The organism is Shewanella sp. K8, assembly GCF_028823715.1.
GTDB classification, from domain to species: Bacteria; Pseudomonadota; Gammaproteobacteria; order Enterobacterales; family Shewanellaceae; genus Shewanella; species Shewanella algae.
This window is the reverse complement of record NZ_JAPEHY010000055.1, coordinates 1-14,348: the sequence shown is the minus strand read 5'-3', so window position 1 is coordinate 14,348 and position 14,348 is coordinate 1. Positions and strand designations below refer to the sequence as shown.

Genomic DNA, 14,348 nt, shown 5'->3' with positions numbered 1-14,348 from the left:
GCCAATTGCTGTGCAAGCCACTCTCTACAAAAGAGAAGGCCACGAGGACTTATTCACACCTTCCTTAGCTCCGAACTCAATAAGAGAAAGCCCTGTCGATTATTTTCCCTAAGACTCAAAACTGAGCCGATAGGGCCTGTCGATTGCCTCTCGCAGATCCGCCAGAGAAAATACCCGCTGCAACTCGGCAAACTTTTCGCCGTCAAAATAGACCTGCACCACGGGCAGACTGAAGATACTCATCTGGGCGGATAGCTGCTGGCCAGCGCCCTGACAATCGATATAGGCCGCCTGCAATAGTGGATACTCGTCGGCCAACATGGCGCTTATTCTGGGCTTCAACGCCTGACACACGCCGCAATGCTCGCCGCCGAACAGCAATAATACCGCGGGTTGGCTTTCGAGCAGTTGTTTAAGCTGCTCAAGGGTTTCGATATTCAACATGGTTTCAGCTCACAACTCACCGGCGGCCCAACTACCCGGGCTCTATTGTTTGTATTGGCGCTCATTGTGCCATATCGGCGCTGACTTTCGGTGACTTTCGCTGCCAGTTTACAGGCCAAAAAGAAAAAGGCGCCGACGGCGCCTTCTGTAAAAACTATTGTGGGTTACTGCTTAACCCCTTCAACAACCAGGTCGAGTTTGACGTGAGTGGAAGCCGGGCCCAGATCGGTAGTAATCTTGTAATCCTTAAGGGCAAACTCGGTAGAGCCGACAAACCCGGCGCGATACCCCCCCCAAGGGTCCTGCCCTTCGCCGATAGCCTTGGCATCTATGGTCAGCGGCTTGGTGACCCCATTGAGGGTAAAGTCACCGGTAATCGCCAATTCGCCATTCCCTTTGTCCTCCACCTTGGTAGACTTGAAGCTGGCCTTGGGATACTTGCCGGCATTGATGAAGTCGGCCGAACGCAGGTGCTTGTCCCGCTCGGCATGGTTTGAATCCAGGCTTTGGGTGTTGATGGTCACATTCACCTTGGCATCTGTCGGGTTGGCCTTGTCAAAGCTGAAGCTGCCTTCAAATTCGTTAAAACGCCCGACCACAAAGCTATAGCCAAGATGGTTGACTCTAAAGTTGATAGAGGCATGGGCGCCCTGGGTATCAATCACATAGTCGGCGGCATTCACGGCGCAAGGCAATAACAGGGCGCTGCCAAGCAAACCGGCAAACAGGGTCTTTTTCATTTTGCTATCCTCTCTTGAGTTTAATCATCCTGACGAGTGTCTGATCTTTATCGATAAAATGGTGTTTCAGCGCCGCCAAGGCATGCAGCACCACCAAGGCTATCAAGCTATAGGCGGCGTATTTATGTATCGCCCCGGCGATATCGGCCTGATTGTTAAACAGCTCACCGACACCCGGCAGCTCAAACCAGTCAAATACCGTGATACCCCGGCCATCGGCGGTGGAGATCAATATGCCGCTCAACATAATCAGCAGCAGCAACAGGTAGAGTCCCCAATGCATCAAACGGGCCGCCTTCTGCAGTAAAGGCTTGTCCGGTATCGCCTGTGGCGACGGGCTCAGCAGTTTCCACAACAATCTGACCAGGGTAAGCGCCAACAGCAAAATACCGATACTCTTGTGCAGATGCGGCCCCTTCTGATACCAGGCACTGTAATAGGTCAAATCAACCATCCAGTAGCCGAGCCCAAACAGGCCTATCACGGCAATGGCCGATAACCAGTGGCCCAAAATGCTGACAAGGCCGTAGCCCTGACGAGTGTTGGCAAGCATTTTCTATCCTTAAGCTATGTCTTAAGCTCATCATATGGAGGCTAAATGAAAACTAAAATCATTAAATATTGGCCATTTCTTTCGAAATTTTAGAAAGTAGGACAAAAGGTGGGCTTAAAGAGCCACAGTGATGCGGGTAACACGGCAGATTGCGGCAAAGATAGTTTGATGCAATAGGCGGCCTGCTGGCTTTTCAAGCGATATCAGTTTGATTTCAGCTCAAAAAGCCCAATTCTGAGCATTAACTGAGCGAACACAGGATTTATGCGGAAAAAGCACTTGCAGGAAAAAATTCAGAACTATATTATACGCGCACTCCAAACGACACGGGCCTTAACTCCCGGTTCGAAGTAGATGACTGACACTCAGTTCAGTTGCCCGAATAGCTCAGTTGGTAGAGCAGCGGATTGAAAATCCGCGTGTCCCTGGTTCGATTCCGGGTTCGGGCACCACAATTTAGCCGGCATAGCTCAGTTGGTAGAGCAACTGACTTGTAATCAGTAGGTCCCGAGTTCGACTCTTGGTGCCGGCACCATGAAACAACAAAAACGCCACTCACTGAGTGGCGTTTTTGTTTATATCATTCCCGCTGACTTCAGCCATGGTTTTACCCGATTTCTACGGCAGACCGCCCTTTCCCTCTCTCTTTGCGCTAACTCATGGCTTAACCTAAAGCCGCTTTGCTTAAGCATAAAAAGCCAGCTAACCTTAAGGATAAACACTCGAAAAGGTCATTTTAATGCTTGAAGGAACAGCAAGTTATGAAATTCACTCCTGCAGTAATTGCCTAAACAAAAAGGAGTTGGGGTTTGATTTCTCAATGGCTTTTCAACCCATAATAAACATCAAAAATAACAGCGTGTTTGGTTATGAAGCACTGGTTAGGGGATTAAACAATGAGGCGGCAGGCCAGGTATTTTCCAAGGTCAACGACCACAACCGTTATATCTTTGATCAGATGTGCCGGATAAAAGCCATCTCGCTGGCCTCGCGGCTTGGCATAGACTCCATGTTGAGTATCAACTTTCTCCCCAATGCCGTATATAAACCCGAGCGCTGCATTCGAACCACTCTGGAAGCGGCCAAAAAGTACAACTTCCCTACCGAGAGGATCATGTTTGAATTCACTGAGGTAGAGAAGATTGAAGACAGCAATCACGTTAAACGTATTGTGGAATGCTATCGAGCCCTGGGCTTCATAACCGCCATAGATGACTTTGGTTCCGGGTATTCAGGGCTGGATCTACTGGCAAATTTTCAGACCAATATCATAAAGCTTGATATGGCGTTAATCCGGAATATAGATACAGACAAAGTTCGCCAATCGATAGTGACACATTGCCTGAGCATGTTTCAGGATTTGGGCATCATCCCTTTGGCCGAGGGAATAGAAACCCAAGGAGAATGTTTTTGGCTCAAAACAGCAGGAATCGAACTGATGCAGGGCTACCTTTTTGCCCACCCGGGTTTTGAGAGCTTGCCCCAGGTCGATTTCTCCAATCTCTAAGCCACAGGTTTGTAGTGCCCTTTGTTCATACCCTCTGTTAGTCACCTACGAGCCCCCTATTCATGGGGACTTGTGCCTCTATCAAAAACCAAACACAAACTACATCTATACACGCCTTTCAGCCTGAGTAATTTTTGCTACCGTAAATTTCAATTTAAAGATCATTGCCTTATGATTCTTGCCAATTTTTCAGGGCGAAGACAATGGGTCGCGTAATAACACTTGATGGTTATGCTCAAAGATTTAAGTGGGTAAATGCCATAGCTCACTTCCTGGATGATGGGTTTAAAAAACCAGCGTATCGCCAGTACCTCAAGCTGTAACCGGGTTAACCCCAATCCCTATTTCGCGACCTCGATATTGATAGTGGTCAACGCCTTTCGACTGCGATGAAAAAGCCATTCGGGCTTGAGCCAGCCGTCATTGACTTCTTTATGACACAAGAGTGTTTGGGTTCGTGGCTGAGACATCAGCTATGACGAGATCCCCGAGCCAAAAGGCTCGGGGAATTGAAGCAAACGGCTATTACCGACCATGAGCAGTTAAGTCACCAAGGAGGGCTAAACTCTCGCTGTTACCAACTGCGCATCTTATGGCCTTTCAGCGCATAGAAGAGGATAAACAGATAACAGGGCAAGCCTATCCAGTAACCCAACTGCACATTGTCACTGAAGTGGGCAATCTTGCCGAATATCAGCGGCAGTATGGCGCCACCTGAAATACCCATGATCAGCAGCGCCGAACCCTGGGCCGTGTACTTGCCCAGCCCTTCCAGCGCCAGCGGCCACACAGAGGGCCAAACCAGAGCGTGAGCCAGGCCCATCATGGCGACGAAGGTGACTGTATCCGGAATAGTTGGAATACCGCTCCACCCCCACAGCAGCGACGAGATAGCATGGCTCTCGGCCGATGAGAAGATGATGCCAAAGATGCAAGCAATACCCGCCAATGCCGAGGCGAGCAAAGCTTTTTCCTGGCTGATAAAACGTGGAATACAACTAACCCCCAAAAGGTAGCCGATAACCATAAACACCATGGTGTAAGAGGTCAGGGATGCGAAATTGTTGACGCCAAGGCTGGCACCATAGAGGCCTATGGTATCACCGGCAATCACTTCAACCCCCACATAGGCAAAGATGGCTATGGCGCCCAGGATCACCTGAGGGAAATGCACTATACCGCTCTTGTCGGCGTGCTCTTCCTCTTCTCCCTCAAAGGCGATTTCAGGCAAAGCAGAAAACTTCACCAGTGCGATCAGTACCACAAGCGCCAGCGTCATATAGATATAGGGCATCACCAGGCGCGCAGACAGTTCGCTTATTTGGGCTTCTCGCTCGGCCGGGGCCATGGCAGCCAGATGCCCGGCGGTGAAGCCTTCCAGATCAGCCAATACCAAAGCGGTAAAAAGAATAGGCACTATCACCCCGGCGCCCTTGTTAATCAGCCCCATAATGGAGATCCGCATGGCGGCGCTCTCCTTAGGACCAATATGCACCACATAGGGGTTGGACGCCGTCTGCAAAATGGTCAGGCCGGTTCCCAGTACAAAAAGCGCCAGCAGGAACATTAAAAAGTTGGCGCTGAAGGCGGCAGGAATAAACAGCACAGAGCCAACGGCCATGATCCCCAGCCCCACCGCCATGCCATTGCGATAGCCGGTGCGACGCAGGATCGACGACATGGGCAGCGCCATCACGGTATAGGCGATGTAGAAGGCAAAGGTGACAAACAGTGCCTGAAACTCATTGAGCTCACAGATGATTTGCAGAAAAGGAATCAATGAACCATTCAACCAGGTCACAAATCCAAAGATAAAAAACAGCGCACCTACGATAGTCATAGGCAGAAAACTGCTTCTTGAGGCTGCGTCAGCCGGGGTAGCAACTGTCATGTTCATAAACCTGCTTCTTATAGTAATTTATTGTTTGGCAACCAAATTTATCGGCGCCCCATCCATCTTGAGTGGTGTTTAACGCTTGAAACCTTGATGCCGCGGCAGCTTTATACACGGCTTTGTTTCAATAAAGTTACGTCATAACAACAAAAAAGACAACGCTGTCATTAATTTTAAATCAGGCAGATGTCGCTTGTTCGGCGAGCTAACCTCAAACCCGAATAAACAACTGCCTGCGATACATCCACCAGAGCAGCAACCATTGCACCCCGAGCATGGCCAATACACCAAGCAGTGGCTGCCAGTTCTCGGGGGCGCTATTGATAAAACCACCAAGCAGACTTTCGCTGCTATAGCGCCACTGAACCAGACTGGAAGCGAGATAGATGATGATGGCGTTGCAACCAATCACCACAAAGGGGAAACCCAACCAACGCAGCCCAAGCACATCGATAACGGCGTAGAACAGCGCCAGCAGCAACAGACTCCAGCCGCTGCTCACCAGCACAAAACTGCTGGTCCAGAGATCTTTATTAACCGGGATCAGAGGATTAAGCAGCCAGCCAAGCCCCAAACAAACAAGCCCGGCCAGACACAGCAAACCCACCCTGCCCCAGGCTGAAAAGCTTTGCTGCTGCAAAAAGCGGCCCACAAACACACCGGCCAAAGCATTGACCACTGCGGGAAGGGTCGATAACAGGCCTTCCGGATCATAAGGCTTATGTTGGTAACTGATCCCGGGCAGGAAATGACTGTCTACCCAGGCGTTGATGGAACCGGCGGCGCTAAAGTCCCCGGCACTGCCGCCCGGGACCGGTAGCCACAGCTGCACCATGGCGTATCCCAGCAAGATAGCGACTGCAACATAGATCTGGGTTCTGAGCCCTGTGTGCCACACCAGCATGGCGGCAAAAAACCAGGCGAAGGCGATACGCCCCAAGACGCTGGCATAGCGTATCTCATCCAGGGCCGCCGGCATGCCCGTCCCCCAGCCGTGATTGTAGAGCACGCCAAAAAACAGCAGTAAAGCCAAACGCTTAACTGCGTGCTTATATTTTGGGAGTCGCTCGGCAAACGCCAACTTGTCCAGACGCTTGGGAGACAAACCCAGGGCAACGCCGGAGAGGAAGATAAACAGCGGGAAGATAAGATCGTAGAAGGTAAAACCATGCCAACTGCTGTGGTGCATCTGGCCATCGAACCAACGCCAGCCACTCCAAGTAGTCAGCAGCAAGAGGGCGGCAAACAGCGCTTCACCGCCGAGGATCCAGAACATGTCAAAGCCCCGTAGCGCATCGAGCGACATCAGCCTGGGCTTGTTGGCGGTCTCAGTTGCCGCCGCTATCTTTTCAGTCATAGGGCTTCCCTGTTGTTATTATCTTTATCCGGGTAAAAGCTGCATTGCTTATGTGAAGACAGTTAATGTGTTCTTGGCACAACGGCTTACTTCACTGCACTCTTTCCTCGGCGGCGTAAACCAATTGACCGCCGATATAGGTGCTTTGCACCTTGAGTTCATTATCGAGCACCAGAAAATCGGCACGTTTGCCCGCAGCCAAGTGGCCCAGCTGCTCGAGTCCAAGAAATGCCGCCGGATACTCGCTCGCCATCCGTATGGATTCTTCAACACTGAGCCCCAGCAGAGAGACAGCGTTTCGCACCGCGGTATTCATATCCAGCACACATCCGGCCAGCTCTCCTGTGATGGCGTTGAGTCTGTCGCCCTGGCGTAGCACCTGCTGACCAAAGAGCTCAAAACTGGCATCTTGATCCAACCCCACGGGTGGCATGGCGTCCGTCACCAAAATAATCTTGCCTTTGGCCTTGGCGCGGATGGCCACCTTGGCTGCAGCCGGATGCACATGGTGACCATCGACGATAAGGCCACACCAACTGGCCTCGTCCTCTATGGCGGCGCCCACCATACCCGGCGCTCTGGAGCCCAAGGGCGACATGGCGTTGTAGAGGTGAGTAAAACCACTGGCACCGGCCGCCAGGGCCGAACGCACGGTATCATAGTCGGCATTGGAGTGACCTAGACAAACACGGACACCGGCCTCGACCAAGGCACTGATAACCTCAGGCGCCACATTTTCCGGCGCCAGCGTCACCAAGCGAACACCCAAGTCCTGACGGCTGAACAGTGCCAGCTCGGCATCGGAAATTCGGCGGATATACTGCTGTGGATGCACGCCTTTCTTCGGCACAGACAAGTGCGGCCCCTCAAAATGTATCCCCAACACCCCTGTGCTTTGCCTGGCTATCGCATCGGCCACCGCATCGGCCGCGCGGTTCATCACCTCGATCCTGTCGGTGATCAGGGTCGGCAAAAAGCCTGTGGTGCCGAACCTGGCGTGGGCCCGGCCTATGGTTGCGATACACTCGAGTGTAGGCTCGCCGTTAAACAGCGCGCCGCCACCGCCATTGACCTGCACATCGATAAACCCGGGTACAACCAAGCCTTGCAGGCGGATAGCATCTGAACCTGCCGCAGAGCCCAAGGCCTGCAGATGGCCGTTCTCCACGGCAAAGCTCAGATTGTGATGATATTGCCTGCCATCGAACAAGCGCTCAGCGATAAAGGTTTGCGTCATTCTCTGCTCTCCACTGCGTTATCCAGGTTGGGCACGCCGGCCACTTTAATCAAAGGGTTTGGGTGACTTTCTTAAGCCCGGCCGGTTGATCCGGATCTATGCCTCTGGCTATGGCCACAGCGGCCACATCGATATAAAAACGCTGCAGCAATGCCAGAGGCGCGACTCTGGGATGAACCTCATTGGCGGTTTGCTTGAGGTGAACCAACTCAGCGCCGCGGCGCCCGACTTCGGCTATCTGCTCAAGATGACTGGCATAGGATTCATCGGCCACACAGACATCGACTATTTTGAGGTGGTTCTCCACCAGGGTCACAGGGCCGTGGAGAAATTCGGCGCTGGAGAAGGCCTCGGCATGGATAGCACAGACTTCCTTGAGTTTGAGCGCTATCTCTTTACTGATGGCATAACCCAGTCCTCGTCCCAGCACTACCAGGTTGTTGCTGTGCTGCAAAGATTCGGCAGTCAGTTGAGGTTCTGCATCCACAGCCGCCTGCAGCGCCTGGGGCAATTCATCTATGGCGCGGGCCAACCCAGGGCTCTGGGTCCAGGCAGCGGCCAGTTGCAGCAGCGCCGACAGGGTAGCCAAATAGCTCTTGGTGGCGGCCACCGCCTGCTCCTCTCCGGCGCGAAGCGGCAATACAAGATCGACTATGTCCTTGATAGGTGCAGTTTCATCATTGACCAGCGCCACGCAAAAGGCACCGGCTTCGCGGGCCATCTTGGCCTGGGCCAGAATATCCGGGCTGCGTCCCGACTGAGAGATGACTATCACCAGGCCACCGGCCAACTGCAAGCGCTTGCCATAGACACTGGCCACCGAAGGCGCGGCGGCAAAGGTAGGCACACCGGCTTCTATTTCAAACAGATACTTGGCAAATACCCCGGCGTGATCGGAAGAGCCGCGACCCACAATCATCACAAACTTGGGAGCAAACTCGCGCAGCCGCTGCCCCAGTTCTCGGGCTAACTGGTCATTGGCCTGCAACTGGTTGGCAATCTTTTCGGGAGCACTGCGAGCCTCGCGCTCCATTATGGTATGGGTCATGGTTTCACCTTTGCTAAGTCGTATGCGCCGGCATCGGCCGGACGGGCTGAAAATTGCGAGTCTTGATGTTGGTGCATGGCAAAGTGCACGGCACCGATTTCCGGTGGCGCCAACACGGGGGCGATTCGTTCGACCACATCGTCGGCCAGCCAGGGCCTGAGCGGCTCGGCCAGGCCGCCTATCATGGCAAATCGCGGCGGATTGAGTTCAAACAGGCGCCGTGCCAACCGGCTGATATAGTCGGCACCTTCGCTAACTATAGCGGTAGCGGTATCATCGCCCTCGGCCGCACAGGACAACACTATTCTCGCCAGGGCGGCATAACAACTGGAGGAGCGTCCGGCGAGGTTTTCCACTATCCCCAGGGCATCTGTCACCCCGAAATGGGCCAGCAGTTTGGCGCCAAGGGCTGTTTGCGGCGCAAAACCATCGAGCGACAATAACACCTGCTCCGCGGCTTTCAAGCCCATCCAGGCGCCGCTGCCCTTATCGCCCAGAGCAAAACCATGACCACCGAGAGACAATTGCCGTTCTCCCACATGGGCATAACCACAGGAGCCTGTGCCTGTGATGATGACGGCACCATCTTCCCCCTGGTGGGCACCAATGCAGGCAGTATGCAGATCTGTGGTCAGGTACATGGCCGCAAAGGGATGCCGCCAATCGAGGATCTCCTGATAAAGCCTGGGAATATTGACACCGGCAAGCCCTAGACCGGCCACCATATTGGCGCAATCGGCTTGCTGCAGACCGGCATCGGCCAGGGCCAAACCTGTAGCACTGATGATGGAGTCGAAAGTTTGGCTCAGACCGTGCAAAGGATTGGCCCGACCGGCAACTCCGGTTCCCAGCACACCCTTTTGCTGGCAGTAGACGGTTGCCCGGCACTTACTGCCGCCGCCGTCTATCCCTATATACACTTGTGTATCCGGTGTCGGGTTTTCCCCCATGGCAGACCTCTTTCTGTTTCTTTTATGGTCACGGCGCAATCTGGCGCGGCGGAACACTGACAAATCGCTGCAGTAAGGCGCCTTTCAGGATTAACCCGGTGACATTCCACTGAGCGGACTCAAGTTAAAGCTATCGTTAACCATGTGGTTAAACTAATGTTACATTAAAAATGACAGCGTTGTCATTTATTTTTAATCAGCAGAGATAAATCGACTCATGGCTGGGACTCAGGCTTAACTAATATATTGAAAATTAACCAATAAATACTCAGCAAGCCACTATCTTTGAGCGACTCAGACTTCCTTAACCACTCTTAAACGCCACTCAAGTATTAAAACCAGGCATTAAAATAAGTCAGGCAGCGTGGACTGGCTTTATCTGTTAACGCCAGCCCACATCAGTACCTGCTTAAAGACTAATTCAGTGGCTGAACCCGGCTATAGCGGCGGCCATCGGGCGAGACACTGCGAAGCTCAAGCGGCGCTGCAATTGCCACAGGGCCGCGATACTCCTGCCATTCAGCTCCTGGTCGGCGATATTGGATCTTGAGCCCGGGAAAGATGATATTGGCCTCAAGCTTGCCATCCTTGATTCTGCCGCCCGGCAGCGGCAAACGGTAATGCACTCCGGCCTTATCCAGCTTGGCCAGCTCCTTATGCCCCAGGATGTTGGCCAGTCGATGCCAATCCTCTGCCTGCGCCTTTCGCTGCTCGGCAACGAAGTAACCGGAATCCTGGCTGTAACTTGCCCCCTGATGCCGGTAAGCCAGTTCCCAGTCCGGCTTATGCCAGGCCTTTTCCGCCAAAACCAAGAGGCGAGGGAAAATCATATAGGCTGCGGTCGTGTCGCTGCGAATCGTCTCGCTCCAGAGTTGCCCCTGCAGGCCAATAAAGCCCCTGCCCGGCGCCATTGGGCCGCTGAGACGCTTTCCTTGTGGGCTGAGTTGCTCTGTGTCATCGGCAATAAAAGGCCTGGCCTCAATATCGCCCCACTGCTCGGCATTGGCCGGCAGGTTATCCGGCATAAAGCTGTGCAACTTGCGACTGTTGCTGCTGCGGCTGGCCCAGTAATAGCCGGGCTCTTTCGGATCGGCCGCCGGCGGCATATCGAAATAGAGTACTTCCGGGTTGGACAGCACAGTATCCCAGCCGAGATTGGCCTGGGCATGCGCCCGTTTGAAGCCGCCGTGGGCGACTATGTCCCAGATATTACTTTGCACCGGACTCGGCATATTGGCCGGGTTGACGTGACTCATGCCATCGCTCCAACCGGCCGCCTCTATGCCGCGCTCGGCCAGCATCTGCGATACCCGCTCAATAAAGTAGGCGCCGAGGGCAGATTTGTCGGCCACCCGCTGCGAATTGGCCGCAATAAAGCGTTCACAGGCCGGCGAGTCGAGCCAGGCACCGGCGGTCTCATCGGCACCTATGTGGTAGCGCTTAAGCGGTACTCCGGCGGCCTGATGCAGCTTGGCAATTTCATCTATCACCTTGGCGACAAAGGTGTAACTGGACTCCATACAGACATTGAGCGTGTTGTCGTTGTAATACTGAATAGAGCTGTAAACAGTGGCATCCTCGGGATCCGCCAGCAGGTATTGGCTGGCGGCCTGACTGTCGCCCTGAGCCAATAGCTTGCGGCTACGTGCCTGCATCGATTTGATGGCGGCGCGGGAGTGCCCCGGCATATCCATCGACGGGATCACCTGGATCTGTCTTGCGGCGGCAAACTTGAGAATGTCTATATAGTCCTGGGTCGTGTAGTACCCGTTGACCTGAGTCTCAGGATTGGGGCCACTGCCCAGTTGCGGCAGCAAACAGCGGTTTTCATCGAGATCGTGGCAGCGTTTGCTGCCAATCTCGGTCAGCTCCGGCAGACCGGGGATCTGCAGGCGCCAGCCTTCATCGTCGGCCATGTGCAAATGCAATACGTTGAGCTTATAGGCCGCCATCTGCTCCAGCAGGCTCAGCACAAACGCCTTGGAATGGAAGTTGCGGCCAACATCCAGATGCATGCCGCGAAACGGGTATCTGGGGCCATCTTGAATGCGCAGCTGTGGCAGTGCTATTGATTGGGTCTCATCGGCAGGCAACTGCAGCAAGGCGGCAAGACTCGCCAAGCCATAGGAATAACCCGCGGCGTCTGCGGCGGCCAGGTTAATTCCGCCGGCCTCAATCTCGAGTCGATAGTGCTCGCTTTGCCCTCCCTCAAGTGGCAGTAAGTTAAGCGCCAATCCTTGTTCGCTCTGGCTGACACCCAACCTTTGTAGGCGCAAGAGCGCCGCCTCAAGTGATTGCAGCTCGACTCCGTTAGCTATGTGGCTCGGGTTAAGCTTAATCCCGGCATTGAGGGTGACAGGGGTTTGTTCAAGCCAAGTCACTGAATCCGGCTTAGGAATAAGGCTTGCCACCGCAAGGCCGGCATCATCGGGAGTATCGGCATTTTGGCCGAAGACGACACTGGCGGTATCCCAGGGCAGCCTATCCTGTGAGCTGCGGCGATATTGTTTCTCGGCATCCGTGTAAGGCTGCACATAGGGAAGCAACTCAAGCCCGGTATCCGGGTCTTGCTTAACTTCAGTGCTGGCGATGACCTCCGGCTTGAGCCCCTCAACCACCATGTAATAGTTGGGCATGGCATCAATTTCCGACAGCTGCCACAGCTCACCGCGAAAATTGATGATTTCGCTGACACCCTTTTTGAAACCGCCGAAAGCGGCTGTTGGCGTCAGACGATGCAGATCGCCCTGAATATGCTCTATATGAAACTCAGGCGAGGCAACCGAGAGTACCGGACGCATCTGGCTAAAATAGATGGCCCAGTCAGAAGCGCTGAGATCTTCGCTCGGAGTCAGGCGGATTTGCGCCTGGAAACAGCGGCCTTCGGCACGGCTCGGGTCGCAGTTGTCATCCGGCACATTGGACAGCACGGCATATTTCAACTGCAAACTCTGGGCAAAGCTATGCAGCTTATTCTGAGTCAGATCTTCGTTCGAGGCTTTTGACGAAGAACCGGCTTGGCTCTGCCCTGGTTCAGTCCCGGTTGCCGGCGGCTTGTCAGAACAAGCCGTCAGCCCCAAGCTCAAGGCAATGGCTAACGCCGCGATAGTTAACTTCATTCCGTTACTCTCCTGTCCTTATTATTGTTTTCACCATGATGCCATATTCCCTATCGACTCAAGCAGTGGCTGTCACCTTAACAAGCTATGTTGAGTGACAACCGGGATAAAAAAATGGCCAGGTACTGAAATCAGCACCCAGCCCACTCTAGTTTCCGGGGAGAGACTACAGTATTGAAAACACAGTTGCGCAGCCGCCCGACAGATACTCAACTGTGGAAGGCATGTAAAGGAGACCTCATCCTCGACATGCAGACCTTACAAGACAACATGGCCATAGACACAATAGTCACACAAGCAATGACAACGCTGTCATTTATAAACATACACAAGTACAAACCTTATTTCTACATTTTTTTGACAATTTTTATTTTCCCAAGCCCTCTTGAAAACAGCGCTTGCGAACATATTTTTAACAATGACATCCAGTTTGACCACTGTTAACATCCGCAGCATGCTTGGGGTCACAAGCCAATAAGTCTCAAGCTGAACTTTTTACTGGTTTGCGGTACTAATACAACCGAAGAAGCGGTTCTGGCGCCGATATTTCAGTGACGATTTATTTTCCGGTGCGTCAGTTGATTGGCTGACGGAACCTCAAATAACAACAAGGATAAAAAGACAATGACAGCACAATACGTCCCGCTCAACAACGGCGCACACAAGGCTCTGAAAGTCACTCCAGGCATAGATTTCAGCGAATTTGAGAAGCACCATATGTTGCCCTTGCTGGTGCAGGAATTTTTGCCTGCCGCCACCAGCTTCCCGATCATTTTCGCCAAGAACAGCCAAAGTGGAGAATTCCAGCCGGTTGCCATCACCTCTCTGAAACCTGAGAGCAACTGCTTTATCAAGGACAACACCTGGACCCGACGTTACCTGCCAATGCAGTGCCGGATGCAACCTTTTGCCGCCGGTGACTCCAGCCAGGAAAATGTACTTATCGGTATCGATATCAACAGCAAGCATGTCAGCGAAGACAAGGGCGAAGCCCTGTTTACCGAAACCGGTGAGCAGACCGAATTCCTGAAAAACCGCATCGAATTTATCGGCAACCTGATTGAGTACCGTGAAATCACCAAGCAGTTCGTCAAGACCCTGACCAGCCATGAATTACTGCAACCCAAGACTCTGACAGTAACCAACAAACAGGGTGAAAAGAGCAATATAGATGGCCTCTATATCGTCGATGAGCAAAAGCTCAACGCCCTGAGCGATGAGGTTAAACTGGAATTTGCCAAGCGCGGCGTCTACTCACCGGTTTATGCTCACCTGTGCTCGCTGAACCAAATCGACTTGCTGCTGGATTAATCCCAGTACAGAGATCAGAAGGCTGCCTTAGCAGCCTTTTTATTGGCTCACTGTCTTACCTGTGCAAGGGGCCGCACTAGAGTACAATTCTTCCAAAACAGAGTCATTTGAAGCTACAGATATACACATATATTTGGTTCATCGCAGATTAGCGTGGACTGGAAATGAAAACGGTTGGAGAGTTATTG

11 protein-coding genes and 2 tRNA genes are annotated in these 14,348 nt (G+C 53.0%); 4 read left to right on the top strand and 9 right to left on the bottom strand.

Features of this window, described 5'->3' with window-relative positions:
- Positions 1-108 precede the first annotated feature (108 nt).
- From ON072_RS20235 to ON072_RS20225, 3 genes are all read right to left on the bottom strand, one after another.
- Positions 109-444, bottom strand: a complete 336-nt coding sequence (locus tag ON072_RS20235; protein ID WP_025887540.1) for a thioredoxin family protein — start codon at positions 442-444, stop codon at positions 109-111.
- A 164-nt stretch (positions 445-608) separates the two neighbouring features.
- Positions 609-1,184, bottom strand: a complete 576-nt coding sequence (locus ON072_RS20230) for a YceI family protein (protein ID WP_109248991.1) — start codon at positions 1,182-1,184, stop codon at positions 609-611.
- 4 nt (positions 1,185-1,188) lie between these two features.
- Positions 1,189-1,737 (bottom strand): cytochrome b, encoded by a 549-nt coding sequence (locus ON072_RS20225; RefSeq protein WP_261752888.1) that lies wholly within the window; start codon positions 1,735-1,737, stop codon positions 1,189-1,191.
- 376 nt (positions 1,738-2,113) lie between these two features.
- Here ON072_RS20225 and ON072_RS20220 point away from each other — a divergent pair.
- From ON072_RS20220 to ON072_RS20210, 3 genes are all read left to right on the top strand, one after another.
- Positions 2,114-2,189 (top strand) — tRNA-Phe (locus ON072_RS20220).
- A gap of 7 nt (positions 2,190-2,196) precedes the next feature.
- Positions 2,197-2,272, top strand: a tRNA-Thr gene (locus tag ON072_RS20215).
- Between the two features lie 204 nt (positions 2,273-2,476).
- Complete coding sequence (locus ON072_RS20210) at positions 2,477-3,244, top strand: EAL domain-containing protein (RefSeq protein WP_107110957.1); 768 nt, start codon at positions 2,477-2,479, stop codon at positions 3,242-3,244.
- 574 nt (positions 3,245-3,818) lie between these two features.
- Here the strand turns inward: ON072_RS20210 and ON072_RS20205 are convergent.
- The 6 genes from ON072_RS20205 to ON072_RS20180 all read right to left on the bottom strand — a co-directional run bounded on the left by ON072_RS20205 (position 3,819) and on the right by ON072_RS20180 (position 12,849).
- Positions 3,819-5,135 carry a sugar MFS transporter gene (locus ON072_RS20205; protein ID WP_107005748.1) on the bottom strand — a complete coding sequence of 439 codons (1,317 nt, stop codon included), beginning with the start codon at positions 5,133-5,135 and terminating at the stop codon, positions 3,819-3,821.
- A gap of 214 nt (positions 5,136-5,349) precedes the next feature.
- Positions 5,350-6,495 (bottom strand): transmembrane glucosamine N-acetyltransferase NagX, encoded by a 1,146-nt coding sequence (gene nagX, locus ON072_RS20200; protein ID WP_101059062.1) that lies wholly within the window; start codon positions 6,493-6,495, stop codon positions 5,350-5,352.
- A 91-nt stretch (positions 6,496-6,586) separates the two neighbouring features.
- Positions 6,587-7,732, bottom strand: coding sequence for an N-acetylglucosamine-6-phosphate deacetylase (nagA, locus tag ON072_RS20195; protein ID WP_261752887.1), 1,146 nt, complete (start codon positions 7,730-7,732; stop codon positions 6,587-6,589).
- A gap of 49 nt (positions 7,733-7,781) precedes the next feature.
- The gene (gene nagB-II, locus ON072_RS20190) at positions 7,782-8,780 is read right to left on the bottom strand and encodes a glucosamine-6-phosphate deaminase NagB-II (RefSeq protein WP_146508545.1); all 999 of its coding nucleotides are present in this window, start codon (positions 8,778-8,780) and stop codon (positions 7,782-7,784) included.
- Entirely contained in the window at positions 8,777-9,730 is a 954-nt protein-coding gene (gene nagK / locus ON072_RS20185; protein ID WP_208134178.1) for an N-acetylglucosamine kinase, read from the bottom strand. Before nagK ends, nagB-II begins: the two co-directional genes overlap by 4 nt.
- Positions 9,731-10,146: 416 nt before the next feature.
- A complete protein-coding gene (locus ON072_RS20180; protein ID WP_062793989.1) occupies positions 10,147-12,849 on the bottom strand; it encodes a family 20 glycosylhydrolase in 2,703 nt (900 codons plus the stop codon).
- A 624-nt stretch (positions 12,850-13,473) separates the two neighbouring features.
- Here ON072_RS20180 and ON072_RS20175 point away from each other — a divergent pair.
- Positions 13,474-14,160, top strand: a complete 687-nt coding sequence (locus ON072_RS20175; RefSeq protein ID WP_261752886.1) for a SapC family protein — start codon at positions 13,474-13,476, stop codon at positions 14,158-14,160.
- Positions 14,161-14,348: the final 188 nt, after the last annotated feature.

Coding starts and splice junctions, on each gene's coding strand:
- ON072_RS20235 (WP_025887540.1), bottom strand. CDS start 444: ATGTTGAATATCGAAACCCTTGAGCAGCTTAAACAACTGCTCGAAAGC.
- ON072_RS20230 (WP_109248991.1), bottom strand. CDS start 1,184: ATGAAAAAGACCCTGTTTGCCGGTTTGCTTGGCAGCGCCCTGTTATTG.
- ON072_RS20225 (WP_261752888.1), bottom strand. CDS start 1,737: ATGCTTGCCAACACTCGTCAGGGCTACGGCCTTGTCAGCATTTTGGGC.
- ON072_RS20210 (WP_107110957.1), top strand. CDS start 2,477: ATGCTTGAAGGAACAGCAAGTTATGAAATTCACTCCTGCAGTAATTGC.
- ON072_RS20205 (WP_107005748.1), bottom strand. CDS start 5,135: ATGACAGTTGCTACCCCGGCTGACGCAGCCTCAAGAAGCAGTTTTCTG.
- nagX (WP_101059062.1), bottom strand. CDS start 6,495: ATGACTGAAAAGATAGCGGCGGCAACTGAGACCGCCAACAAGCCCAGG.
- nagA (WP_261752887.1), bottom strand. CDS start 7,732: ATGACGCAAACCTTTATCGCTGAGCGCTTGTTCGATGGCAGGCAATAT.
- nagB-II (WP_146508545.1), bottom strand. CDS start 8,780: ATGACCCATACCATAATGGAGCGCGAGGCTCGCAGTGCTCCCGAAAAG.
- nagK (WP_208134178.1), bottom strand. CDS start 9,730: ATGGGGGAAAACCCGACACCGGATACACAAGTGTATATAGGGATAGAC.
- ON072_RS20180 (WP_062793989.1), bottom strand. CDS start 12,849: ATGAAGTTAACTATCGCGGCGTTAGCCATTGCCTTGAGCTTGGGGCTG.
- ON072_RS20175 (WP_261752886.1), top strand. CDS start 13,474: ATGACAGCACAATACGTCCCGCTCAACAACGGCGCACACAAGGCTCTG.